Origin of the sequence: Sphingosinithalassobacter sp. LHW66-3 (assembly GCF_050703275.1) — a bacterium.
In the GTDB taxonomy this organism is placed as follows: domain Bacteria; phylum Pseudomonadota; class Alphaproteobacteria; order Sphingomonadales; family Sphingomonadaceae; genus Sphingomonas.
Genome location: NZ_CP193482.1, coordinates 328,134 through 351,681 on the forward strand (window position 1 = coordinate 328,134; position 23,548 = coordinate 351,681).

Genomic DNA, 23,548 nt, shown 5'->3' on the forward strand with positions numbered 1-23,548 from the left:
GCCGCCGTGCAGAAAGCGGGGCGGTCTATCGCTCGTCGTCGTCCTCGTCGCGGGCGAACCAGCGCTGGATGAGATTGCGATCGTCGCCGGAGTCGCGATCCTGCACCGGCACGGCATTGGGCACCGGATCCTCGCCCTCGGTGCGCGGACGGCTGGTGCTGTGGATCACCAGCCGCAGCAGGAACACGATGACGATCATCAGCACCAGCCATGGGCCGACCCCGGCCAGCAGCTGAACTACGCCCGCCACCGATTTCTCGAGCGTCTCGCCGGCGTTGCGGAAGCTGGCGTCGGGAGTCGAGCCGAGCGGCGTCAGCGCATTGCTCGATTCATAGGTGATGAGCACGGGAGCGGTCGCGTAGGATTCGGCACGACCGTCCTGAACCTCGGAAATGGTCGCCAGCGCCGCCCGGATACGATCCGCGCGGGCGGCGGCCTCCGGCCCCGGGCGCTGCTCGGCCTCTTCGAGCGCCTGTTGCAGCCGATCGGTCAACGACGCGGTGCGCCGCGCGGTCAATTCGCCGCCTGCGATTTCGGTATCGACGAGCTGCCCGTCGGCGCTTGCCACCGCTTCGGTGACGGCATCGCCAAAGGCGCGGGCGATCGCCGGATCGATCTTGACCGTGAGCACCGCGGTGACCCTGCTCGCATCCTTGACGCGATAGCGCACCGCAAGCACGCGGCAGCGCTGCTCGCCCAGCCGGTCGCAGGCGTCGGCATTGCTTTCCAGAACGGGCTTCACGCGATCGCCGGGCAGGCGGAAGGCATAGCGATAGTCGAAGGGGCTGCCGGTGGCCGCGAAGGCGGCCGCAGCCTCGCGCGACGCGAAATCGGGCGCCGCCGTCTCGGTTTCGTCTCGATCCCCGCCGATCGGATCGCATCCGCCGAGCAACATCAGCGCAGCAAGTGCCGCAAACCTTGCCTCGATTCGCATCGAGTCCTCCCTGTCCAGGCTGCCGAATAGCGAAGAATTGGTTAATTCCCAACTCCGGCACGCCTCGACTGTTCCGTTTCGGGAACGATTGTGACTTGCGTATTGCGGCCTCCCCGGCGGCCCGCCGAGTGCCTTCGCGGTTGCAGCCGCACGGGGTGCCCCGCTATCGCCGCGCGATGGCCCTCGATCTCGTTCCTCCCGAACCCACGGACGTCCCCTTCGACAGCGCGCTTTCCGAGCGTTACCTCGTCTATGCGCTGTCGACGATCACCGCGCGGTCGCTGCCGGACGTGCGCGACGGGCTGAAGCCCGTCCACCGCCGGCTGCTGTGGGCGATGCGGCTGCTGCGGCTCGACCCGGCGAGCGGATACAAGAAATGCGCCCGCGTGGTCGGCGACGTGATCGGCAAATATCATCCGCACGGCGACGCATCGGTCTATGACGCGATGGTCCGGCTCGCGCAGACCTTCGCGCTGCGCTACCCGCTGGTCGACGGGCAGGGGAATTTCGGCAACATCGACGGCGATAACGCCGCTGCCTATCGCTATACCGAGGCACGGCTGACCCAGGTCGCGATCGACCTGATGGAAGGGCTGGACGAGGACGCCGCCGACTTCCGCCCGACCTATAACGGCGAGGAACAGGAGCCCGAGCTGTTTCCCGGGCCATTCCCCAATCTGCTGGCGAACGGCGCGCAGGGGATTGCGGTGGGCATGGCGACCTCGGTCCCGCCGCACAACGCCGCCGAGCTGCTGAGCGCGGCGATCGCGCTGATCGACACTCCGAATGCCGACGATGGCGTGGTGCTGGAACATGTGAAGGGCCCGGATTTCCCGACCGGCGGGATCGTCGCCGATTCGCCCGCGGCGATCGCCGAGGCCTATGCCAGCGGCCGCGGATCGTTCCGCGTGCGGGCGAAATGGCATCAGGAGGATCTGGGCCGCGGCACCTGGGTCACGGTGGTCACCGAGATCCCCTACGGCGTCTCCAAGGGCAAGCTGATCGAGGCGATCGCCGCGCTGATCAACGACAAGAAGCTGCCGATCCTGGCCGATGTGCGCGACGAGAGCGCCGAGGACATCCGCATCGTGCTCGAGCCGCGCAGCCGCACCGTCGATCCGGGCACGCTGATGGACGGGCTGTTCCGCCTTTCCGAGCTCGAGACGCGGGTGCCGCTCAACCTCAATGTGCTCGACAAGAACCACACGCCGCGGGTGATGGGCCTGCGCGAGGCGCTCGCCGCATGGGTCGAGCATCAGTTCGTCGTGCTGCGCCGGCGTTCCGAGCATCGGCTGGCGAAGATCGGCGATCGGATCGAGCTGCTCGACGGCTATCTGATCGCGTTCCTCAATCTCGACCGAGTGATCGAGATCATCCGTACCGAGGACGAGCCCAAGCCGGTGATGATCGCCGAGTTCGCGCTGACCGACCGGCAGGCCGAGGCGATCCTCAACATGCGGCTGCGCAGCCTTCGGCGGCTCGAGGAGATGGAACTGCGCCGGGAGCGCGAGGGGCTGGAGAAGGAAAAGGGCGAGCTGGAACAGCTGCTCGGTTCCGAGGCGCGGCAGCGCACGCGGCTGAAGCGCGATTTCGGCAAGATGCGCGAGCGCTACGGCCTCGAGACCGAACTCGGCCGCCGGCGCACCGTGGTCGAGGAAGCGGCGCCCGCGCGCGACATCCCGCTCGAAGCGATGATCGAGCGTGAGCCGATCACGGTGATCCTCTCGCAGCGCGGCTGGATCCGCGCGATGAAGGGGCATGTGGAGCTTTCCGCCGCCGAGACGCTGAAGTTCAAGGAAGGCGACGGGCCGCTGTTCGCCTTTCACGCGCAGACGACCGACAAGCTGCTGCTCGCCGCAGACAATGGCCGGTTCTATACGCTGGCAGCGGACAAGCTGCCGGGTGGGCGCGGCTTCGGCGAGCCGGTGCGGCTGATGATCGACCTGGAAGGCGAGCGGAACATCGTCGGGCTCTTACCGGCAAGCGCGGCCGAGCGGCTGCTGGTGGCGGCGAGCGACGGACGCGGGTTCGTCGTGAAGACCGGCGACGTGCTCGCCGAAACGCGCAAGGGCAAGCAGGTGGTCACGCCGCGGGCGGGCGCGGCGCTTCAGGTCGTGCGGCCGCTGGCGCCGGAGGACGATGCGGTCGCCGTGATCGGCGACAACCGCAAGCTGCTGGTCTTCCCGTTGTCCGAAGTCGCCGAACTGGCGCGCGGGCAGGGTGTTCAGCTCCAGCGCTATCGCGAAGGCGGGCTGGCCGACGTCACGGCTTTTCGCATGGAAGACGGGCTGCGCTGGCGGATGGGCGGCGAGCAGGGACGCATTCGCACCGAGACCGATCTGACGCCGTGGCGCGCGGCGCGTGGCGCTGCCGGGAGAATGCCGCCGCAGGGTTTCCCGAGGGACAATCGGTTCTGAGACGATAGGGTTCTCATCTCGCTGAGTTTTTGCTTGCTTCAGCAGCTCTTAACCAATGTCCGGTAGCGCCGTCGATGATGGTGTCCCGAAAAGCACGCCTTGCGACTTCTCGATCCGTGCCGGACACTCCGGCTGCGGAGCCGCCGCCGTTCGGTCCGCAGGCGAGCTCGATCGTGCTCGATTTGCTGCCCGTTCCGGCAGCGATCGTCGATCTGAACGGGGATCGTTTCGCGTTCGAGGCCGTGAACCGGCCGTTCCGGATGGCCGGTCTGGGCACCGTGGCGGCGGAATCGCCGGTGATCCGGCTGCTCGGCTCGCGTATCCGAGGCTTTCTCGAATCAGAAGAGACTCATCTCGAATTCGCGTGGCAGTTCGGCGACGAAGTCGATTGCCGCTATTTCCGGGTGATGTTCGCGCGACGCGCGGGCAGGCGGTCCGCCCTGCGGTGCCTGGTGACGCTGGTGGATCAGACCGCCGAGCTGCGGACCGAGCACAGTTTGCGCCGCGAGATGATGACCGACAGCCTGACGGGACTGCCGAATCGCGCGGGCTTCAGCGACATGCTGGAGAATGCCGTCGGGGCGGATGCGATCGAAGGCTATGCCGTGCTCGCCGTCAACCTCGACCGGTTCAGCCGAGTCAACGCCTGCATGGGCGCGCTGGCGGGCGACGAGCTGCTGATCTCGCTCGCGCGGCGGCTGAAGGGTGCGCTGCGCGGCCGCGACGTGCTGGCGCGGATGGGCGGCGACGAATTCGGCATCCTGCTGACGCTCGACGACGGGCCGGGAGACGCGCTGCACGTCGCCAAGCGCATCCATGCCGCGCTGGCGAATCCGTTCCGGCTTTCCGATTTCGAGATCCGAGTGGAATGTTCGATCGGCGTGGCGCTGGGATCGCACGACATCGAGGACCCCGAGGATCTGATCCGGCACGCGCAGTTCGCCGTGAAGCGATCCAAGAAGAGCGGGCGCACCGAAATCTATCAGACCCGCACGTTCGACATTGCGCGCGAACAATTCGGGATGGAAACCGAGCTGCGCCGTGCGATCGACAGCGGCAAGCTGACGCTGAGCTTCCAGCCGATCTGCGATCTGGCCAGCGGCCGGATCGTCTCGTTCGAGGCGCTGGCGCGCTGGACGAACGAGCAGGGCGTACGGCTTTCACCCAGCGAGTTCATCCCGGTAGCGGAGGAATCGGGGCTGATCGTTCCGCTCGGCCGCTGGGCGATGGAGGAAGCCGCGCGGACGCTGGCCGAATGGGACGCGACGGCGGGAGGCGATTGCGGCGTGAAGGTGGCGGTGAACCTGTCGGCGATCCAGCTGCAGCGCGACCAGATCGCGCCGATGGTGAAGGCGGCGCTCGACACGCACGGCGTGTCGGGCACGCGGCTGACGCTCGAGCTGACCGAAAGCGCGATCGTCACCGATCCCGATCGAATCGCGCAGACGATGAAGGCGCTGAAAGACCTCGGCACCACGCTGGCGATGGATGATTTCGGCACCGGCTATTCGAACCTCGCCTATCTCCAGCGGCTGCCGATCGACCTGCTCAAGATCGACCGCAGCTTCGTTTCCGGAATGCTCGCCGACCGCGACAAGGTGGCGATCGTCCGCGCGATCCTGAGCCTGGCACATGCGCTGGGGATGGAGACCACCGCCGAGGGGATCGAAACCAACGAACTGGGACAGACGCTGGCGGCGCTGGGCTGCAACTATGGGCAGGGCTTCCTCTATGCCCGGCCGCTCGAAGCCGGTGACGCCTATGCGTTGCTTCAGGAACGCAACGCCTGAGCCACTTCCGCGTCGGCGATTTCGCTGACACGCGCTGCGTCCGGGAACCCCTCGTCGATCCAGCGATCCTCCACCCGGCGCAGCGTGCGCGCGACGTCGGGCCCCCTGCTCAATCCGCGCGCGATGAGCGCGCCGCCGGTAAGCGGCAAGCGGGGAACCTCCCAGTGCGACAGGTGCCGCGCTGCGATCACCGCATCCATCGGCTCGGCGACGTGCACCAGCATCCGGTCGATCGCTCCCTGGCGACCGAGGAGATAGGCGGCCCGATAGGGCGACCCCATGAGATCGGGGACGACCGCGCATGTAAGCCGGTTTCGATGTGCCTTCGACAGCTTGAGCCGCGTGGCGATTCCCTCCGCCAGTTTCGGATCGTCCGGCAGCAGCGCCGCAAGCCGGCGGATTGGATCGGGAGATATCTCCGCGGCGGCCTCGGAGTCGGCACAGCGTTCGAGCCGCGCGACGCCAGCCGCAGTGATTTCCGGCAGCACCGGCCGAAAAATGCCGTGCTCGATCATCAGCGACACCACGCGCACCGCGTCCCGCGCCACCAGCAGCTTCAGCAGCTCGTCGGCGATCCGTTCGCGGCTTAGCGCCATCAGGTCGTTCGCGCGCGCCACGCAGGCAGCGAGCCCCTCGGGATCGGGCGCGTCGCCGAAGCGGGCGAGAAACCGGAAGAAGCGCAGGATACGCAGATGATCCTCCGCAATCCGCCGATAGGGATCGCCGATGAACCGCACGCGCCGCGCATCGAGATCGGCAAGCCCGTCGAAATAGTCAAAGATCGTGCCGCTCGCCGGATCGGCATAAAGCGCGTTCATCGTGAAGTCGCGCCGTGCGGCATCCTCTTCCCACGCATCGGTGAACGCGACGGTGGCGTGGCGGCCGTCGGTCGCGACATCGCGGCGCAGCGTGGTCACTTCGACCGGACCGCTTTCCAGCACCGCAGTGATGGTGCCGTGCGCGAGCCCGGTCGGGACCGCGCGAATCCCCGCCGCCTTCAGCAGCGCGAGCACCTGTTCGGGCGCGTGCCGTGTCGCAATGTCGATGTCGTGGACCGGCAGGCGCAGGAGCGTGTCGCGGACCGCGCCGCCGACCAGCCGCGCCCTGTCGTCGCGCGCGCCGAGCACTTCCGCCAGCCGGTCGAGCCCCGGGCGGTGCCGCCATTCGCCATCGGGAAGCGTTATGCGGTCCATCGCAGCCGCCGCGAGAGATTGACGACCATCGCCGCGGTCGCGCCCCAGATCCGGCGGCCTTCCCAGTGAATCTCGAAGTACCAGCGCTCGCGACCCTGCCATTCGAGCGAGCCTTCCTTGTGATTGGCTTCGTCGAGCAGGAAGGAGAGCGGGACTTCGAAGACCTCCGCCACTTCGGCTTCGTGCGGGGTGAGATCCAGTCCGGGCGGCACGACCGAAAGCACCGGTGTGACTTCGAAGCCGGTGACGGTGCGATAGCGATCGGCAGTGCCGATCACTTCGACTCGGTTCGGATCGAGGCCGATCTCCTCCTGCGCCTCGCGCAGCGCGGCGGCGACCGCATCCTCGTCCGAATCGATCCGGCCGCCGGGAAAGGCGACCTGGCCGGCATGGGTGCGCAGAGTTTCGGTGCGGCGCGTGAGAATCACGCCCGGCTGGGGCCCGTCGGTGACGGCGACGAGCACCGCCGCCGGATAGGCGGCGACGGCCGGGTCGTCGTCGCGAAAGTCGCCGGTCAGCAGCACGGGATGGTCACGGTCGGCGGCGGCGAGCGCGACGCGCAGGCGATCGGCGAGCTTCATGCCGGCTCCAGCGGAAAGAAGGCGCCATTGCTCCACACGCCCGGCGGCTCGCTGCCGTTCGCGAGTGCGATCTCGGCGAGTTCGTAATAGACCGGGCGAGCGATCAGCGCCTCCAGCCCGCGGCGGACGTGGAGATAGGGGCGGGGGCCATCGTCGCGCGCCTCGAAGCGCAGCGCATTGTCCGCGCCGGCAGCGACGACGTCGCCGGTGTTGAGCCGGAAGGCGAGCTTCATCGCCGCGCCGGCGCCCTCGCGCTTCAGCTCGACCGCAGTGAAGGCGGCATCCTCCACTTCGATGTCGAGCTTTTCGACCGGCGTGACCAGGACATGGCGCCCGTCGGGCTCGCGGCGGAGGATGGTGGAGAACAGCCGCACCATCGCCGGGCGGCCGATCGGCGATCCCTGATGATACCAGGTGCCGTCGCGGCCGATCCGCATCTCGCTGTCGCCGCAATGGTCCGGGTTCCATTGCTCGACGGGCGGCAGCTTGTTCTCCTCCGCGAGACGGGCGATGTCGGCGAGCGAGAGGTTGGCGAAGTCGGGCGGGGTCGGTGCGGGCATGGCACGCAGGTAGGCGCGCGCGCCGCGAAGCGCAAAGCCTGTCAGAAAGTCTGTCAGACGGTCTGCAGGATGCGGGGGCCCAGCAGGCCGGGGCACTCGGGCACGGCGGCGCCGCGCGCGAGCAGCCGGTGCGGCTCGAACGGGCCGGGGAGGCGCCAGGCGCCGGTGCGCTCGGCCGAGAAGCCGAAAAAGCGGCCGTAATATTCGGGATCGCCGATCAGCATCTGCGGATCGGCGGCGGTGCGGTCGGCCGCAGCGAGCATCGCGCGCATCAGCGCGCGGCCGATGCCTTCCTGTTGCAGCGCGGGTTCGACCGCGACGGGGCCGACCATCACCAGCGGCAAGCGCGCTCCGGAATCGCAGGCGAGCGCCACCGGCCAGCTTTGCAGCGTGCCTGCCAGCGTCCCGTCGGCGAGCCGCGCGGCGAAGCTGAGCGGAGCGAGCCAGTCCATCCCCTCGCGGATGCGGTAGGCGGTGCGGCCGTGCCGGTCGCGGCCGAACGCGCGATCCAGCAGCGCCTCTACGGCGGCGGGTGCGACGGTTTCGAGCGGCACGAGATCGAGCAACGCGGCTTTCCTTTCGCTGCGCCCCGGTGGACGTGCGGGGCCGCGCGCTTTAGCCTTGATGCAATATGACGCAAGGCTGAATCGGAGCAGGCCCACGATGAAACTCTATGACGCCGAATGGGCGCCCAGCCCCCGCCGGGTCCGCATCTTTCTGGCCGAAAAGGGAATCGAGGTGCCCCGCGAGACGATCGACCTGCGCAGCGGCGAGCAATTGCGCGATTCCTATCTCGAGATCAATCCGCGCGGCGCGGTGCCGGCGCTCGAGCTCGACGACGGGCAGGTGCTGTGCGAATCGAGTGCGATCTGCCGCTATTTCGAAGCGGTGCAGCCCGAGCCGCCGCTGTTCGGCACGACCGCAGTCGAGATCGGCCGGATCGAAAGCTGGACCCGGCGGATCGAAGGCGACGGCTATGCAGCGGTCGCCTATGTCTTCCGCAACACGCTGCCCGCGCTCGAGGGCCGCGCGATCGTGGGCAATTTCGGCATGGTGCCGCAGATCCCCGAACTCGCGACCCGCGGAACGATCATGTGGACCGGCTTTCTGGAGGCGTTCGACCAGCAGCTCGCGGATCGCGAATGGGTGACCGGCGAGCGCTTCACCTTTGCCGACATCACTGCGCTGGTAACGGTCGATTTCGCCAAGGCAGTGAAACTGCAGGTGCCCGAACGCCACGCCAATGTGCTGCGCTGGCACGCGGCGGCATCGGCGCGGCCGAGCGCCGCGGCCTGAGCGGCGGGCTTTCGCCGACGGACACTTCTGCTAAGGGCGCGGGCGAACCCCGCGCGAAAGGCCCGTGATTGCCCGACCTACTCCAGCTCCAGGTCCATGATCTGGAAGTCCGCGTCCTGACCGGCGTCTATTCCGAAGAGACGCACCTGCCGCAGCCGCTGCGCATCTCGATCACCGCCGATCTCGACATGCCCGAGCGCTTCGCGCCGGACACGCCGCTCAGCGCCTCGAAAAGCTATCTCGACCTGAAGCACGCGGCGACCACCGCGCTGCCGAAGGACGTGCATTTCACGCTGATCGAAGGCGTCGCCGAGCATATCGCCGAGACGCTGTTCGCAGGCGACGCGCGCGTGCGCCGCGTGGAAATCCGCATCGTGAAGCTGGCGATCGCCGAACAGGGCGAATCGATCGGGATCACGATGGTGCGTCACCGGCGCTGAGGCCGGAGCTCAGCCTCGGCAGGGGCCGAGGTCGCGCAGCACCAGCCGATAATCCTCGCGCGCGACCCGCGCCGTCATGGGCGATTCGGCGGCGATCGCCGATTCGGGCAATTCGGGCGGCAGACCACAGGCGAGCCGATACCAGAGGAAGGTGTCGCGCTGCGGCGGACCGGCCGAATCATCGACGATCTCGCCGAGCGAGACCGCCCAGCGCGGCGCCTGATTGGGACGGCGGAGGATCTGGAGCGAGATCGGATCGTCGTTCGCCGTCCGCAGGAAGATCTGGGTTTCGCCTTCGCCCGGCAGCGTCCCGGGAACGTGGAAGGCATTGCCGATCCCGATGATTTCGGGAGGCGCGTCCGGAGAAACCGCCTCGCGCGCGATCGAGCGGACCATGGCGTCGAGCGGGGGGCTCCACGGGCGCTGGCCGTCGAGGCCGGTGAGCTGGAGCTGATCGGGACGTCCGGAAACGGGACGCGCGAACAACAGCACGCGCTCGCGCCGCAGCCGGGGCGGGCGGCCGCGGAAATCGAGCGGTACATCAACGAGATAGCCGACTCGCGCCGGCAAGCCCGTAGTGCCGCGGATCAGCGCGTTCACATCGGCGGTGACATAATAGCGCACCCGGCCGGGCGGCACGTCGGCCGCTTCCGCGCCGCGGATCGTAGCCGTGCTGCGGACCGTCGCGTCGACGATCAGCGGGGCGCCGAGCACCTGGCCCGCGACCTCGCCATAACCGGGAAGCGCTGGAGAATCCGCCGCGATTTGCGCGGTTTGGGCGCTCGCAGCCACGGGTGCCGTAGCGGCAAACGCAGCAGAAAAGAGGAGGCTCGGGATACGGATCATGGTTTCTGGCGTTACGCGATCACAACGCCTGGATACAGAAATAAATCTGCCACCCGCCGACGTTACGTGTGCTGCGTCCGACAAAGCGTTTGCGTCCCTCGGGTCGCCACGATAGAAACTCGCGCTCTGCCGCCGGACGCAGGAGTGCGATCGGCAGGTGGGTTCACGCGTGGGTTGCAATAACCCGGGCTACCGGGACCCGCATGACGGGGATAGAGGAGTGACGTCGCCGAATGGCTTACGCTGACCGGAACACAAGTGGCAGCAGGATCGTCGCGATCGTAATGGTCGCGCTGATCGTGGCTGGCCTCGGATATGCCTTCGTCACCGGCCTGGCTTATCAGTATGTCAAGAAGATCCAGGAAGACCTGGAGACGTTTGACATCGAGGAGCCGCCGCCGCCGCCGGAGGAGGTTCCGCCTCCGCCGCCGCCGCCGGACACGCCTGTGCCGCCGCCGCCCACCACCGTGGTCGTTCCCAAGACGATCGTGCAGGTGCCGTCGCCGCCGCCACCCGTCCGCACGGACTTCAACATTCCGCCGGCCCAGCCGACGATTCCGCCCGCGCCGCCGGCTCCGCCCGCGCCGCCGCCTCCGCCGCCGCCTCCCCCGCCTCCGCCGCGGGTGGCCCAGCGCGCGGAGCTGCGCAGCGGCTCGATTTCGAACGACGATTATCCGTCGGCCGCGCAGCGCGCCGGGGACGAGGGTGCCACCACGGTCCGGTACACCATCGGTACGGATGGTCGCGTCAGCTCCTGTTCGGTGGTCAATTCGAGCGGCTCTTCGACACTCGATTCGACGACCTGCTCGTTGCTCCAGCGCCGCTTCCGTTTCCGGCCCGCAGAGGATCAGAACGGAAACCGGATCGCCGAAACGCGTACCCAGACGGTGCGCTGGGAACTGCAACGTCGGTAACTGAGTGGCCGGCGCGCCACAGCGTGGCCCGCCGGAGAGTGCAACGACCAAGCGCTTACATATCAGAGGAAAGAAGAGAACATGCTCACGACAATTCTCGCCGCAGGCGTCGCGGCCGCTCCGGCCGGCGAAAACCCCTATGGTCTGGGCCCCGCGCTTCGCGAGGGCGGGATCATTGCTCAGTCGACTTTCGGCATCCTGGTGCTGATGCTGTTTGTCTCGCTCTACATCTTCTTCACGAAGCTGTTCGAGCAGCAGAAGATCATCAACCAGTCCAAGCGCGTCCGTAAGAGCTTCTGGGCATCGAACAGCCTGCGCGAAGGCGCGGCCAAGCTCGACAAGAACTCGGCCTATCGCCAGATCGTCGACGACGGCATCCAGGCGCAGGAGCAGTATCCGCAGCTGAAGGATCCGGTGGAAGCGCACGACTGGCTGCACGGCTCGCTCGCGCGTTCGGAAGCGTCGATCAACTCGGACCTCAACGGCGGCCTGGCGTTCCTCGCCACGACCGGCGCGACGGCGCCGTTCATCGGTCTGTTCGGTACCGTGGTCGGCATCTATCGCGCGCTGATCAAGATCGGCGCGGCCGGCCAGGCCTCGATCGACGCAGTCGCGGGTCCGGTGGGCGAGGCGCTCATCATGACCGCGCTCGGCCTCGTCGTCGCGGTTCCCGCCGTGCTGGCGTACAACTTCCTGCAGCGCCGCAACAAGGCGATCGCGGAAGACCTGAACGCCTTCTCGAACGACGTGCTGGGGTACATGGCCTCCGAGGGCCGCGTGCGTCCGGAAGTGGCCGTTCGTGGCGGCGCCAAGCCGGCCACGAAGAGCGCGACGGCCGGCCAGGCCGGCGGCGTGCAGACCCGCGCGTAAGCCGACGTGAATACGGGGCCGCGCGGTCGCGTGGCCCCGACGCTGCCGGAAGTCCCGGCAGTTCAAGGATTGAAGGATAGGATAGCGCGCAATGGCGATGAGCGTTGGCGGCGGCGACGATAACGCCCCCTTGTCGGACATCAACACCACGCCCCTAGTGGACGTGATGCTGGTGCTTCTGATCATCTTTCTGATCGCGGTTCCGGTCGTGATCCAGACGGTCGAGGTGAACCTGCCGCAAGTGGAGTTCGAGCCGACGACCACCAAGCCTGAGAATGTGTCGCTCTCCGTCCGCGGCAACGCCGAGGGTTGCGAAGTGTTCTGGGGCCTTACCCCGGTGACCAGCGGCGAACTGCTCGAGCGTGGCGTCGAGAAGCTCGAAACCGAGATCGAGCGTCAGGGCGGCGTCAATGCGCCGGGCCTCGAGCTTCCCGAAGTGCATATCCGCGGCGATGTGAACACGCCCTACCGCTGCATCGGCGGCACCATCTTCACCATGCAGCAGGCGGGCTTCGCGCGCGTCGGCTTCATTTCGGAGCCGGCGCCGGGCGGCGCCCCCGCGCTCTGATCCGCGGCGTATCGAAGGAGTAAAGCCTTATGGCAATGAGCGCTGGCCGCGATGACGGCGAACCGATGATGGAGATGAACACGACGCCGTTGATCGACGTCATGCTCGTTCTCCTCATCATGTTCATCATCACCATCCCGATCCAGACCCATGCGGTGAAGGTCGATCTGCCGCAGGACAGCGGCCAGAACACCCCGCCGCCCGTCGAGCCGGATCAGAACAAGCTCTATATCGACCCGCAGGGCCGGTATTTCTGGAACAGCGTGCAGATCGACGACGTCACGCTGCGCCTCTATCTCGACCGCACGGTCCAGATGAGCCCGGAGCCGGAACTGCACTTCCAGCCCGATCCGCAGGCGCGCTACGAGGCGGTCGACCAGGCGCTTGCGATCATCAAGCGCGCGAACGTGAACAAGCTCGGTTTCGTGGGCAACGAGCAGTATCGCGGCGCGTTCTGACGCAGTGCACGATTGTTCGGACCTTCGGGTTCGGACCAAGGAGAGGCGGTCTTCGGGCCGCCTCTTTTTTTGTGCCTGTGCGCCGCCGGCTTGCGTGTATGCAACAAAAGTGTCACACAGTAGTCATCGAAGAGTAACACGACATAGGAGAGTATCATGCGCCTTCGCGTCCTTTGCCTCGCAGCCGCCGCTCCGCTCGCTTTCGCAGCGATGCCGGCCCAGGCCCAGCAGATGCACGCCAGCGCCGATGCCGCAGCCGAGACCATCCTCGGCGGCGAATATGACGCTGCGGAATCGGCGCTGCTGACGCAGCTGCGCGCAAACCCGGACCATCCGCCGCTGCTGATCAACCTTGCCGCCGTCTATGGCCAGACAGGCCGTGCCGACGAGGCGCGGGCGCTCTACACGCGCGTCCTCGACGCCGACGAGATCTGGATGGAGCTTTCGAACGGCCGGATCGTCCGCTCGCACGCGCTGGCCCGTGCGGGGCTCGACCGGCTCGATTCGGCGCAGTTCGCCCGGCGCTGAGCGGGGCGGGCAGGCCGCGTCCACAACGAGAGATGGCGCGCCTGAATCTGGGCTGCGGCAACCGGCCCGGCGGAACGAGTCCGGCGCGACTAGCTCAGGAGGTCGGTGCAGCCGAGGCGTTGTCATCGGGCCGCCGAGAGGGCGCCCGAGCGACGCGGGCGCAGGGGGAGAGGCTTCGGCGCCTCCGGTGTGCGCGGATCGCCCGCTGCGCGAATCTGGAGGGCCTGGAACTGCCCGGTTGACGGCTGCGCAGCGCCGCCAGAGGCCTTGGTCGAGCCCCCGGGCGGCGTGCAGGCTAGAGCCGCGGCAGCGTCACGCCGCGCTGGCCCATATATTTCCCCGCGCGATCGGCATAGCTCGTCTCGCACGGTTCGCTGCCTTGCAGGAACAGGAACTGGCACGCGCCTTCGTTGGCATAGATGCGGGCCGGAAGCGGCGTGGTATTCGAGAATTCGAGCGTCACATGGCCCTCCCACTCGGGCTCGAGCGGAGTGACGTTCACGATGATGCCGCAGCGCGCATAGGTGGACTTTCCGAGGCAGATCACCAGCACGTCGCGCGGCACTCGGAAATATTCGACCGTCCGCGCCAGCGCGAAGCTGTTGGGCGGGATCACGCACACGTCGGTCTTGCGATCGACGAAGCTGTTCGCGGCGAAATCCTTGGGATCGACCACCGCGCTGTCGACATTGGTGAAGATCTTGAACTCGTCGGCGACGCGGGCGTCATAGCCGTAGGAGCTGAGGCCGTAGCTGATGCAGCCTTCGCGCCGCTGCGCCTCGACGAACGGCTCGATCATGCCGCGCGTCTGCGCCTGTTCGCGGATCCAGCGGTCGGAAAGAATGGCCATGGGTCGATCTATCGGGCGGGGTTCGGATCGGTCAACGGCGATCAGCCGATTCCGAGATCGGCGGGGCCGAAGGCGTGGGGCAGCAGATCGGACAGCCGGTGCGTCTCGAGCGTGGTGCCGTCGCCCGAAGCGCAGTGGATCGCGAGATCGCCGGTCCCCAGCTGCGCGGCTTCGTTGAGGATCTGGCGGCAGCGGCCGCAGGGGCGGACCGGGGCGTCGCCGGCGAGCCCGGCATCGGTGATCGCGCCGCCGACCACGCCGATCGCCACCACGTCGCGCAGCCGGCCCTGCGCATTGGCGGTGGCCAGCGCCACCGTCTCGGCGCAGAGCGAGAGGCCATAGCTGGCGTTTTCGAAATTGGTGCCGGTAACTACCGACCCGTCGGCCAGCAGCACGGCCGCGCCGACCGCAAATCGGGAATAGGGGGCGTGTGCGTGTGATGCCGCCAGCCGTGCGGCGTCGATAAGGGCTTCGGGAGTCACGTCGCTCATGGCGCCAGTACGTTCCAGTTCACAGGTTCATGCATTCCGTCGATCCGGCGGAAGCTGCTCGTCTGCCACAGCGTCCAGGGCCTGGCGAGGTAATTGGGCGGGGCGAGGGGCTGAATTGCCCAAAGCGGCCGCCGGACGGCCTCGCTGACCCGATAGGCGCGTTCGAAGTCGTGCGGGATCTTGAGGATCGCGCGCCGGCCGAGATGGCCTTCGACGCCGGCGAGCAGGATGCGCACTTCGTTCACCAGCACCGCGCGATCGGGTCGCGCCGGGCAATCGGGCTGGAAATCGAGTTCCACGGCGGGCGGGAGCTGTTCGGGCGTCGGAGCGACGGTGGTGACGAAATTGCGCACCTGATCGGCGGCGAGCCGGCACATCGAGAAGACATGGATCGCGCCGCGCGGGATGCCGGCTTCGTACATGCCGCGCCAATATTCGGCGAAGCGCGTGTCGCGGCGCTCGGCGCCCAGCGTGGCGCGGGCATAGGCGAAGCGCACGCCGCGCGCGCGCAGCGTGAACCAGTCGATCCGCCCATGCGATTCGCGCACGTCGATTCCCTGCACCGGATAGTGTACGAAGGGCGGGCACCAGGTGACCGCCGCCAGTGCGGCGACGAGCGCGATCAGCGCGAGCGCCAGCGCGATCCCCGCCAGCATTCGCAACCGCCGGGCAAGGATGCGCGGCGGAACCACCATCTCAGCCCTTGATGTGGAGGACGCAGATCAGCGTGAAGAGGCGCCGGGCAGTGTCGAAATCGATCTCGATCTTGCCCTCCAGCCGTTCCTTCAGCAGCTCCGCGGCATCGTTGTGGACGCCGCGGCGCGCCATGTCGATCGTTTCGATCTGTTGCGGCGTAGCGTTGCGGATCGCCTGATAATAGCTGTCGCAGATCGCGAAATAGTCTCGGATCGGGCGCTTGAAGCGGGCAAGGCCGATGACGAGCGTTTCGAGATGGCTCTCGTCCTCGCGCATGATGTCGATCGCGAGCCGGCCCTCCTCGACGCGCAGGTGGATCCGGTAAGGCCCGGCATAGCCGTCGGCATGCTCGCGCTGGGGCGCGAAATGATTGCCTTCGAGCAGATCGAAGATCGCGATTCGCCGTTCCTGCTCGATATCGGCCGAGCGCCACAGGATGGTGCGCTCGTCGAGCTTGACGTCGATGATGCGGGGATCGGCCATTGCGCCGCACCTATCGGGGCAATCACCGTTTTCCACAAGGCGTGGCGATTGATGAAGCGGCGCGGATCGGCGAAGAGGGCGGATGGCCCAGCCGATCCCCCTTACTCCGCACAACGACGACGAGAGCGTGCAGCTGCCTCAGAACATCGAGGCCGAGGCTGCGCTGCTCGGCGCGATGATGATCGACAATCGCGTCGCCGAAGACGTGATGCAGCGGCTTGCGCCCGAGCATTTCTTCGAGCCGCTGCACGGCCGCATCTATGAGAAGATCGCCGATGCGGTGGGCAACAACCGGGTCGCCAATCCGGTGACGCTGAAGCCGCTGTTCGCCGAGGATTCGGCGATGAAGGAACTGGGCGGCACTGCCTATCTGGCGCAGCTGACCGCCAATCCGGCGGCGCTGATCGGCGCGCGGGCCTTTGCCGACCAGATCTACGACCTGGCGATGCTGCGCGCGCTGGTGACGGTGGGGCGCGACATGGTGGAGGGGGCGCTCGACACCAGCCAGGAGATCGACCCTTCGGGCCAGATCGAGAAGGCCGAGCTGCGGCTGTACGAGGTTGCCGAGAAGGGCGAGAGCGAAGGCGGAGTGAAGAGCTTCACGCGCGCCGCGGCCATGGCGGTGCGCCAGGCCGAGCGGGCGATGAATTCGGGCGGCGGCGTTTCGGGCGTCACCACCGGCCTTATCGACTTCAACGCGATGACCGGCGGCCTCAACCGATCGGACCTCATCATCCTGGCCGGACGGCCGGGCATGGGAAAGACCTCGCTCGCGACCAACATGGCGTTCAACGCGGCGATGCGCTGGGCCGACGACATGGAAATGGGTATCGACGAGAGCAAGACGATCGGCTCGCCGGTCGCCTTCTTCAGCCTGGAAATGTCGGCCGATCAGCTCGCGCTGCGCATCCTGGCCGAGCAGTCGGAAATCTCGTCGGAGAAGCTGCGCGCCGGCAATATCTCGACGAACGAGTTCACCAAATTCGCGCGCGCGGCCGCGAATCTCGAACGGCTGCCGCTGTTCATCGACGATACGCCGGGCCTCACCATCGCGGCGCTGCGCACGCGCGCGCGCCGGCTGAAGCGCCAGCACAAGATCGGCATGGTGGTGGTCGACTATCTCCAGCTGCTGCAGGGCAGCGCCCGCAGCGCCGGCGACGGGCGCGTGCAGGAAATCTCGGAGATCAGCCGCGGCCTCAAGACGCTGGCCAAGGAGCTCGACGTGCCGGTGCTGGCGCTTTCGCAGCTCAGCCGCGCGGTCGAGCAGCGCGAGGACAAGAGGCCGCAGCTGTCGGACCTGCGCGAATCGGGATCGATCGAGCAGGACGCCGACATCGTGCTGTTCGTCTATCGCGACGAATATTATCACGATTTCAAGGCGCCGCCGCAGCCGAACGAGCACTCCACCGCCGACGAGATGGAGAAATACCAAATCTGGTTCGAGCACCAGCAGAAGGTGGCGAACAAGGCGACGGTGATCATCGCCAAGCAGCGCCACGGCGCCACCGGCAGCGTCGACCTGCGTTTCCAGCGCGAGTTCACCAAGTTCAGCGACCTGGCGCGCGACGCGTTCTGACGCGGATCAGGCGCGGGGCGCGAGCGCCGTTTCCATTTCGCCCGCGGTGCCGATCCGGCCATGGGCGCAGGGGTTGCCCGGCTGCGGAAAGATCGCGTCGAGCCGCTCCTTGAGCAATTCGGCGAAACCCGCGCGGTCGTGCACTCGGCGCGAAACGAGGATGTCGGCGCGGATCGCCTGCTTCACGCGCTCCATCGCCGCATCGTCGAGCACGCCTGCGGCGACCAGTTCGGCACAGAGCTGGACCAGGCCGACCGAAGTCGCCTGCGCCCGCAGGCCGATATAGTCGAGATTCTCGTGCAGCTCGGCTGCTTCGGCATGAGTCTTCCGGTCCATCCTCTCGCTCCTGTCGTTGGCGCCGACGAACGACGCCGGCTCGAAGGACAGGCTAGGATTCGGAACGGGGCAGCGTCAATGCGGGCAAGCCCCAGGGGCCGGCGCGATCAGAAGGCAGGCTGATCCGGGTCGCCGTCGGCAACCGGAGTGTGGATGCCGCACTCGGTCTTGTCCCAGCCGCGCCAGCGGCCGGCGCGCGGATCTTCGCCCGGCTTCACCTTGCTGGTGCACGGCTGGCAGCCGATCGAGGGGAAGCCCTGTTCGACCAGCGGGTGGCGGGGCAGATCGTGGCGCTCGAAATAGGCGTCGAGATCTGCGCGCGTCCAGCTTGCCAGCGGATTGAGCTTGAGCCGCCCGGCGGCGCTCGCGGTATCCAGCTCGAACCGGGGCAGCGCGGCGCGCGTGCTCGCCTGGAAGGCCTTGCGCCCGGTGATGCTGGCGTCGAACCCCGCCAGCGCGGCTTCGAGCGGTAGCACCTTGCGGATTTCGCAGCAGCCGTCCGGATCATAGGACCAGCGCAGCCCGGTCTCGTCCTTCTTCGCCAGCAAGTCGGCGTCCGGCTGGAGAATCCGTAGATCCCGGAGCCGCAGGAACTCGGCGAGCCGATCGCGATAGGCGATCGTCTCGGGGAAATGCTTGCCGGTATCGAGGAACAGCACCGGCACCGAGCGATCGACCGAAGCGACGAGATGGAGCAACGCGGCGGATTCGGCGCCGAAGGAGGATACCACCGCGACATCGCCGAGCATCGCTTCGCCGAGCACGACGCGGAGCATCTCGTCGGTGTCGCGGCCGCGGAACAGATTGTTCAGCCGCACCGCCTCGCTCTCGGTGAAGCGCGGTCGCGGATCGATGCGGTCGACAAGGCGGCGTGCGGCCTCAGCCATGGCGGAGCTTCCATACCGGCACGCGCGCGTCGGCGGCGGGCTGATAGACATGATCGTAGCGCGCCAGCGCCGCATCGAGCACTCCCGCGTCGATCGGCGCGTCCGGCGCGAAACTGTCGAACCCGCAGCGGCGCATGAACGGGATCTGGTCGACCAGCACGTCGCCCGCGGCGCGCAGTTCGCCGGTGTAGCCCGCTTCGCGCAAAAGGCGCCCGGCGGAATAGCCGCGCCCGTCACGGAAGGTGGGGAAGCTCACTTCGACGAGCGCCAGCCGATCGAGGAAGGGGAGCAGCGCGCGGGCATCCTCGCCCGTCTCGAGCCGCACTGCGGTGGCGTTCGACTGATCGAGGAACGAGTCGAGCGTCACCGCAGGTTCCTCGTGCGGCGCATCGTCGCGGAAGCGCAGCTGCGGCTCGCGGCTGCCGCCGTTGGCGTGATTCTCAGCCATCGTTCGGTATCCGCGCGATCACCTTGATCTCGAAGCGGAAGCCGGCGAGCCAGGTGACGCCCACCGCGGTCCAGTTGAGGTCCGGCACGTCGCCGAGCAGGCGCTGCTTCACCTTCATCACCGCTTCGAACTGCGATTCGGGATCGACATGGAAGGTCGTCACGTCGACGATATCGGCGAAGCCGCAGCCCGCCGCGGCGAGGACGCCGCGCAGGTTTTCGAACGCAAGTTCGATCTGCGCCTCGACATCCTCGACGGGCGATCCGTCTGCCTGCGCACCGACCTGGCCCGAGACGAACAGGAAGTCGCCCGAACGGATCGCTGCGCGATAGCCGTGCATTTCGTACAGCGCGTGCGGATTTTCCGGGGTAATGGCGGACTTGTCAGCCATAAAGCGCCTCCTTGAAAGGCTCCATGCCGAGCCGGCGATAGGTGTCGACGAAGCGCTCGCCGCCTTCGCGCCGGGCGAGATAGACGTCGGTGACTTTCTCGACCGCGTCGACGATGCCGTCCTCGTCGAACCCGGGGCCGGTGATCTTCGCCAGGCTCACGTCCTCGGCGCCCGATCCGCCCAGCAGCAGCTGGTAGTTTTCGGTGCCTTTGCGATCGACGCCGAGAATGCCGATGTGCCCGGCGTGGTGATGGCCGCAGGCGTTGATGCAGCCCGAGATCTTGAGCTTGAGTTCGCCCAGTTCGCGCTGGCGGCCGAGATCGGCGAAGCGTCCGGCGATCTTCTGCGCAACCGGGATCGAGCGCGCATTGGCGAGGCTGCAATAGTCGAGCCCGGGGCAGGCGATGATGTCGCTGATGAGATCGAGGTTGGCCTCGGCGAGCCCGGCCTCGGCCAGCGCCTGCCAGACCGCGGGCAGATCGGCCTTGCGGACGTGCGGCAGGACGATGTTCTGTGCGTGCGTCACGCGCAGCTCGTCGAAGCTGTAGCGCTCGGCGAGATCGGCCATGAGGTCCATCTGCGCCGAGGATGCGTCGCCGGGGATGCCGCCGGCGGGCTTCAGGCTGATCGTCACCACCGAATAGCCGGGCGCCTTGTGCGCATGGACGTTCTGATCGACCCAAAGGGCGAAATCGGGATCGGTGCGGTCGATCGCGTCGCTCAGCCCCGTTTCGAACGCGGGATCGGCGAAGAAGGCGGCGATGCGATCGAACTCGGCCTGCGGCGGATCGATGCCGAGCGCCTTGATCGCGGCGAATTCCTCTTCGACCTGGCGGGCATATTCCTCCGCACCGATCTCGTGGACGAGGATCTTGATCCGCGCCTTGTAGATATTGTCGCGCCGGCCGTAGCGATTGTACACGCGCAGGCACGCCTCGAGGTAGGATACGAAATCAGCGAACGGCACGAAGCCCTTGATTTCGGGCGCGATCATCGGGGTGCGGCCCATGCCGCCGCCGACGAAGACCTTTGCGCCGAGCGCGCCGTCGCGCTCGACGATCTGGATGCCGATGTCGTGCAGCCGCATCGCCGCGCGATCGGTGTCGCTGGCGATCACCGCGATCTTGAACTTGCGCGGCAGATAGCTGAATTCCGGGTGGAAAGTGCTCCACTGACGGAGCAGCTCGGCCCAGGGGCGCGGGTCGGTCACTTCGTCCGCGGCGGCGCCGGCGAACTGATCCGAACTGATGTTGCGGATGCAATTCCCGCTCGTCTGGATCGCGTGCATCTCGACGGTCGCCAGCTCGGCGAGGATGTCGGCGGCGTCCTCCAGCTTGATCCAGTTGTACTGGATGTTCTGACGTGTGGTGAAGTGGCCGTAATCGCGGTCGTACTTGCGCGCGATATGCGCGAGCATGCGCATCTGGCGGCTGTCGAGCGTTCCATAGGGCACCGCGACGCGCAGCATATAGGCGTGCAGCTGGAGATAGAGGCCGTTCATCAGCCGCAGCGGCTTGAACTGATCCTCGGTCAGCGCGCCCGACAGGCGGCGCTCGCACTGGTCGCGGAATTCCGCGACGCGCGCGTCGACGATCGACTGGTCGTACTGGTCGTATTTGTACATCGCGTTTCCTAAATCCTCCCCGAGCTAGCTCGGGGGGAATTGAAGAGAGCCCTCATATCACCCAGCTCCCCGCATTCGGGTCGGCGGGCTTGAGCGTCAGGTCGGGGCGGACGGTGGGGCCGAGCGCGCGGACGCGATCCTTGATGTGCGCGGGGCGGGGGCCTTCGGGGGTCGCTACTGCATCGATCACATAGGGGACGTTGACGCGCCGCGCGCCTTCCTCGGCCCGCGCGATCGCTTCGCCTTCCTCGCCGACATCGGTTGCATCCTCGACATGGCGCGACCAGCCGGCGCCGGTCCACCAGACGACGTCGCCCGTCCTGAGATCGTTTCCGGTCAACAGCTTCATGCCAGTGCCTCCGCAGCCCGTGCCCAGCGGGCGAGCTTGTCCTGCGCGTCCGACAGCGCGACCACCTCGCCGACGACGATGATCGCGGGGCTCGCCACCGCCTCGCGCTCGACCATCGGGCCGAGATCGGCGAGCAGCGTGCGCATCGCCCGGCTGCCGTCGAGCGTGCCGCGTTCGAGCACCGCGACCGGCATGTCGGGCGCGACACCGTCGGCCATCAGCTTTTCCGAAATCGCCGACGCGGTCGCGACGCCCATGTAGATGACGAGCGTGCGGCCCTTTCCGGCGAGCCCGGACCAGTCCTGATCGGTCAGACCCTTGCACTGGCCGGCGACGAAGCTGACCGCGCTCGACCAGTCGCGATGGGTGAGCGGCAGCATCGCCTCGGCGGCGCAGCCGAGCGCGGCCGAGACGCCGGGGATCACTTCGACCGGAAGGCCGGCGGCGCGCACCGCCTCGACTTCCTCGCCGCCGCGGCCGAAGATGAACGGATCGCCGCCCTTCAGCCGAACGACGACGCTCCCCGTCTTCACATGCGCGACGATCAGCGCGTTGATCCCGTCCTGCGGCACGCTGTGGCGCGAGCGGCGCTTGGCGACCGAAATGCGCTGCGCGGAGGCGGGCGCGAGATCGAGGACGCGCGGATCGACCAGCCCGTCGTGGACGACCACGTCGGCGGTGCGCAGCGCCTCGACCGCGCGGACGGTGAGCAGCCCGGGATCGCCGGGGCCGGCACCGACGAGGACCACGCGGCCGCGTGCGGAGGGATCGAGCAAGGTGGTCATGACACCGAACATCGGCGCACGGCGCTTTCGCCGCAATCGAGCGTTGCTTGGGCCGGGGGTAGCTGCGCTTTCGGCAGCGCGGCGTCAGCCGAGCCCCTTGTTCGGATTGATGAGATATTTCTCGCCGGTCGCCTTGCGATCATAGGCGGCGAGAACCTCGGGCCGCAGCGCCTCCTCGAGCGAAATCTCGGCGGTGTAGCTGCTCGCGAAGGTGGTGGTGAGCTCGTCGGCGACGCGGCGACGCAGCCGGGCGGCGGTCTCGGCATCGAGCTTCATCAGGAACCAGGTGAGCAGCCAGCCGCTCACGCTCCACGCCATGCCGACGCGGCGGCTGATGATCGTCGGCGCGAAATCGAGGCTGCCGTAGATATAGACCTGCTTGAGCCGCGGCGATCCGTAGCGGCTGTATTCGGTCATCTGCGCCTGCAGCGCCGTTTCCATCGCGACCAGGATCTGGCTGGCGAGCTTGCCGCCGCCCACCGCGTCGAAGGCGAGCGTGGCGCCGGTTTGCGCGACTGCCTCGGCCAGTCGATCGCGGAAATCGGGCTTGCTGCTGTCGACGATGTGCGGCGTGCCGATCTCGCGCAGGATGTCGCGCTGCGCATCGCTGCGGACGATATTCACCAGCGGCACGCCGTCGGCGAGGCAGATGCGTGCGAGCATACGGCCGAGGTTCGACGCGGCGGCGGTGTGGACGAGTGCACCGTGCCCCTCGCGCCGCATCGTTTCGACCATCGAGAGCGCGGTGAGCGGATTGACATAGGCCGAGGCGCCCTGTGCTGCGGTCGCGCCTTCGGGAAGGACGAGACAATCGGAGGCGCGCGCCGCGACGTACTGCGAATAGCTGCGGCCCGAAAGGAGCGCGACGGTGCGGCCGAGCAGTTGCTGCGCGTTCGCGCCGGCGCGGACGATCGTTCCGGCGCCTTCGTTCCCGGCGGGCATCGGCTTGTCGAGCCGCGCGGCCATCGGCGCGAAGGCGCCCTCGGCCACCGGCAGGGTGAGCGTGGGGCCGTTTTCGTCACGACCCGGCACCGCGCGCGAGGAATCGGCGGTGCCGACCAGCAGGCCGAGATCGGACGGATTGATCGGCGCCGCTTCCATCCGCACGACGACCTCGTCGGGGCCGGGCTCGGCGATCGTCTCGCGCGCCAGCGACAGGAGCATCGTTCCGTCCGAACGCGCCTCGCTGCGCAGCGCAAGGCCGGTGAGGGGTTCGTGAGTCATGGCTTCTCTCCCA

General features: G+C 67.6%; 28 protein-coding genes. 10 read left to right on the forward strand and 18 right to left on the reverse strand.

Translation table 11 applies throughout. The annotated features are described in order from the left end of the window. Positions 1-25 precede the first annotated feature (25 nt). Entirely contained in the window at positions 26-934 is a 909-nt protein-coding gene (locus ACQ450_RS01520) for a hypothetical protein (protein ID WP_431470229.1), read from the reverse strand. 176 nt (positions 935-1,110) lie between these two features. Between ACQ450_RS01520 and parC the strand changes: the two genes are divergently transcribed. Both parC and ACQ450_RS01530 read left to right on the forward strand, forming a co-directional pair. Continuing rightward, positions 1,111-3,351, forward strand: a complete 2,241-nt coding sequence (gene parC, locus ACQ450_RS01525) for a DNA topoisomerase IV subunit A (protein WP_431470230.1) — start codon at positions 1,111-1,113, stop codon at positions 3,349-3,351. A gap of 77 nt (positions 3,352-3,428) precedes the next feature. Continuing rightward, positions 3,429-5,141: a putative bifunctional diguanylate cyclase/phosphodiesterase gene (locus tag ACQ450_RS01530; RefSeq protein WP_431471255.1), complete on the forward strand. Its 1,713-nt coding sequence runs from the start codon at positions 3,429-3,431 to the stop codon at positions 5,139-5,141. Here the strand turns inward: ACQ450_RS01530 and ACQ450_RS01535 are convergent. Genes ACQ450_RS01535 through ACQ450_RS01550 form a run of 4 tightly spaced genes read right to left on the reverse strand, consistent with a single transcriptional unit; the run spans position 5,123 to position 8,041 of the window. Next, positions 5,123-6,334 carry a CCA tRNA nucleotidyltransferase gene (locus tag ACQ450_RS01535; protein WP_431470231.1) on the reverse strand — a complete coding sequence of 404 codons (1,212 nt, stop codon included), beginning with the start codon at positions 6,332-6,334 and terminating at the stop codon, positions 5,123-5,125. The genes ACQ450_RS01530 and ACQ450_RS01535 overlap by 19 nt on opposite strands. Next, positions 6,322-6,915, reverse strand: coding sequence for a CoA pyrophosphatase (locus ACQ450_RS01540; protein ID WP_431470232.1), 594 nt, complete (start codon positions 6,913-6,915; stop codon positions 6,322-6,324). The genes ACQ450_RS01535 and ACQ450_RS01540 overlap by 13 nt, the downstream gene beginning before the upstream one ends. Next, a complete protein-coding gene (locus ACQ450_RS01545; protein ID WP_188054791.1) occupies positions 6,912-7,475 on the reverse strand; it encodes a DUF1285 domain-containing protein in 564 nt (187 codons plus the stop codon). The genes ACQ450_RS01540 and ACQ450_RS01545 overlap by 4 nt, the downstream gene beginning before the upstream one ends. 53 nt (positions 7,476-7,528) lie before the next feature. Then, positions 7,529-8,041: a GNAT family N-acetyltransferase gene (locus ACQ450_RS01550; RefSeq protein WP_188054792.1), complete on the reverse strand. Its 513-nt coding sequence runs from the start codon at positions 8,039-8,041 to the stop codon at positions 7,529-7,531. A gap of 97 nt (positions 8,042-8,138) precedes the next feature. On the opposite strand from ACQ450_RS01550, the gene ACQ450_RS01555 reads away from it, so the two are divergent. Next, positions 8,139-8,771, forward strand: coding sequence for a glutathione S-transferase family protein (locus ACQ450_RS01555; protein WP_431470233.1), 633 nt, complete (start codon positions 8,139-8,141; stop codon positions 8,769-8,771). A 68-nt stretch (positions 8,772-8,839) separates the two neighbouring features. Then, positions 8,840-9,211, forward strand: coding sequence for a dihydroneopterin aldolase (locus tag ACQ450_RS01560; protein ID WP_188054794.1), 372 nt, complete (start codon positions 8,840-8,842; stop codon positions 9,209-9,211). A 9-nt stretch (positions 9,212-9,220) separates the two neighbouring features. On the opposite strand, the gene ACQ450_RS01565 is transcribed toward ACQ450_RS01560, so the two are convergent. Next, complete coding sequence (locus ACQ450_RS01565; RefSeq protein WP_431470234.1) at positions 9,221-10,003, reverse strand: hypothetical protein; 783 nt, start codon at positions 10,001-10,003, stop codon at positions 9,221-9,223. Positions 10,004-10,341: 338 nt separating this feature from the next. On the opposite strand from ACQ450_RS01565, the gene ACQ450_RS01570 reads away from it, so the two are divergent. The 5 genes from ACQ450_RS01570 to ACQ450_RS01590 all read left to right on the forward strand — a co-directional run bounded on the left by ACQ450_RS01570 (position 10,342) and on the right by ACQ450_RS01590 (position 13,395). Further along, on the forward strand, positions 10,342-10,971 hold the full coding sequence (locus ACQ450_RS01570) for a TonB family protein (protein ID WP_410482667.1): 630 nt from the start codon (positions 10,342-10,344) through the stop codon (positions 10,969-10,971). An 81-nt stretch (positions 10,972-11,052) separates the two neighbouring features. Continuing rightward, positions 11,053-11,841, forward strand: coding sequence for a MotA/TolQ/ExbB proton channel family protein (locus ACQ450_RS01575; protein WP_188054796.1), 789 nt, complete (start codon positions 11,053-11,055; stop codon positions 11,839-11,841). A 91-nt stretch (positions 11,842-11,932) separates the two neighbouring features. Next, entirely contained in the window at positions 11,933-12,409 is a 477-nt protein-coding gene (locus tag ACQ450_RS01580) for an ExbD/TolR family protein (RefSeq protein ID WP_188054797.1), read from the forward strand. A 29-nt stretch (positions 12,410-12,438) separates the two neighbouring features. Next, complete coding sequence (locus ACQ450_RS01585; RefSeq protein WP_188054798.1) at positions 12,439-12,867, forward strand: ExbD/TolR family protein; 429 nt, start codon at positions 12,439-12,441, stop codon at positions 12,865-12,867. A gap of 156 nt (positions 12,868-13,023) precedes the next feature. Further along, positions 13,024-13,395 (forward strand): tetratricopeptide repeat protein, encoded by a 372-nt coding sequence (locus tag ACQ450_RS01590; RefSeq protein WP_431470235.1) that lies wholly within the window; start codon positions 13,024-13,026, stop codon positions 13,393-13,395. A 295-nt stretch (positions 13,396-13,690) separates the two neighbouring features. Here ACQ450_RS01590 and dcd read toward each other — a convergent pair whose 3' ends face one another. From dcd to ACQ450_RS01610, 4 genes are read right to left on the reverse strand one after another with little or no spacing between them, the layout of a single operon-like run. After that, on the reverse strand, positions 13,691-14,245 hold the full coding sequence (gene dcd / locus ACQ450_RS01595; protein ID WP_188054800.1) for a dCTP deaminase: 555 nt from the start codon (positions 14,243-14,245) through the stop codon (positions 13,691-13,693). Positions 14,246-14,286: 41 nt separating this feature from the next. Continuing rightward, positions 14,287-14,736, reverse strand: coding sequence for a cytidine deaminase (locus tag ACQ450_RS01600; protein WP_431470236.1), 450 nt, complete (start codon positions 14,734-14,736; stop codon positions 14,287-14,289). Next, positions 14,733-15,431, reverse strand: coding sequence for a GH25 family lysozyme (locus ACQ450_RS01605; RefSeq protein WP_431470237.1), 699 nt, complete (start codon positions 15,429-15,431; stop codon positions 14,733-14,735). The genes ACQ450_RS01600 and ACQ450_RS01605 overlap by 4 nt, the downstream gene beginning before the upstream one ends. Position 15,432: 1 nt before the next feature. Next, a complete protein-coding gene (locus ACQ450_RS01610; protein ID WP_431470238.1) occupies positions 15,433-15,915 on the reverse strand; it encodes a UPF0262 family protein in 483 nt (160 codons plus the stop codon). Positions 15,916-15,997: 82 nt separating this feature from the next. Here ACQ450_RS01610 and ACQ450_RS01615 point away from each other — a divergent pair, with 82 nt between their 5' ends. Further along, entirely contained in the window at positions 15,998-17,491 is a 1,494-nt protein-coding gene (locus ACQ450_RS01615) for a replicative DNA helicase (protein ID WP_431470239.1), read from the forward strand. Between the two features lie 6 nt (positions 17,492-17,497). On the opposite strand, the gene ACQ450_RS01620 is transcribed toward ACQ450_RS01615, so the two are convergent. The 8 genes from ACQ450_RS01620 to ACQ450_RS01655 form a co-directional block, all read right to left on the reverse strand. Next, entirely contained in the window at positions 17,498-17,827 is a 330-nt protein-coding gene (locus ACQ450_RS01620; RefSeq protein WP_431470240.1) for a hypothetical protein, read from the reverse strand. A gap of 107 nt (positions 17,828-17,934) precedes the next feature. Further along, a complete protein-coding gene (locus ACQ450_RS01625) occupies positions 17,935-18,714 on the reverse strand; it encodes a phosphoadenylyl-sulfate reductase (RefSeq protein WP_188054806.1) in 780 nt (259 codons plus the stop codon). Next, positions 18,707-19,162, reverse strand: coding sequence for a DUF934 domain-containing protein (locus ACQ450_RS01630; RefSeq protein WP_431470241.1), 456 nt, complete (start codon positions 19,160-19,162; stop codon positions 18,707-18,709). The genes ACQ450_RS01625 and ACQ450_RS01630 overlap by 8 nt, the downstream gene beginning before the upstream one ends. Next, entirely contained in the window at positions 19,155-19,553 is a 399-nt protein-coding gene (locus tag ACQ450_RS01635; RefSeq protein ID WP_431470242.1) for a RidA family protein, read from the reverse strand. Before ACQ450_RS01635 ends, ACQ450_RS01630 begins: the two co-directional genes overlap by 8 nt. Then, a complete protein-coding gene (locus tag ACQ450_RS01640; RefSeq protein WP_431470243.1) occupies positions 19,546-21,177 on the reverse strand; it encodes a nitrite/sulfite reductase in 1,632 nt (543 codons plus the stop codon). The genes ACQ450_RS01635 and ACQ450_RS01640 overlap by 8 nt, the downstream gene beginning before the upstream one ends. Before the next feature lie 52 nt (positions 21,178-21,229). Further along, entirely contained in the window at positions 21,230-21,526 is a 297-nt protein-coding gene (locus ACQ450_RS01645; protein ID WP_188054810.1) for a DUF2849 domain-containing protein, read from the reverse strand. Continuing rightward, positions 21,523-22,311: a uroporphyrinogen-III C-methyltransferase gene (gene cobA / locus ACQ450_RS01650; protein ID WP_431470244.1), complete on the reverse strand. Its 789-nt coding sequence runs from the start codon at positions 22,309-22,311 to the stop codon at positions 21,523-21,525. Before cobA ends, ACQ450_RS01645 begins: the two co-directional genes overlap by 4 nt. Before the next feature lie 84 nt (positions 22,312-22,395). Next, on the reverse strand, positions 22,396-23,535 hold the full coding sequence (locus ACQ450_RS01655; protein WP_188054812.1) for a zinc-binding dehydrogenase: 1,140 nt from the start codon (positions 23,533-23,535) through the stop codon (positions 22,396-22,398). Positions 23,536-23,548 lie beyond the last annotated feature (13 nt).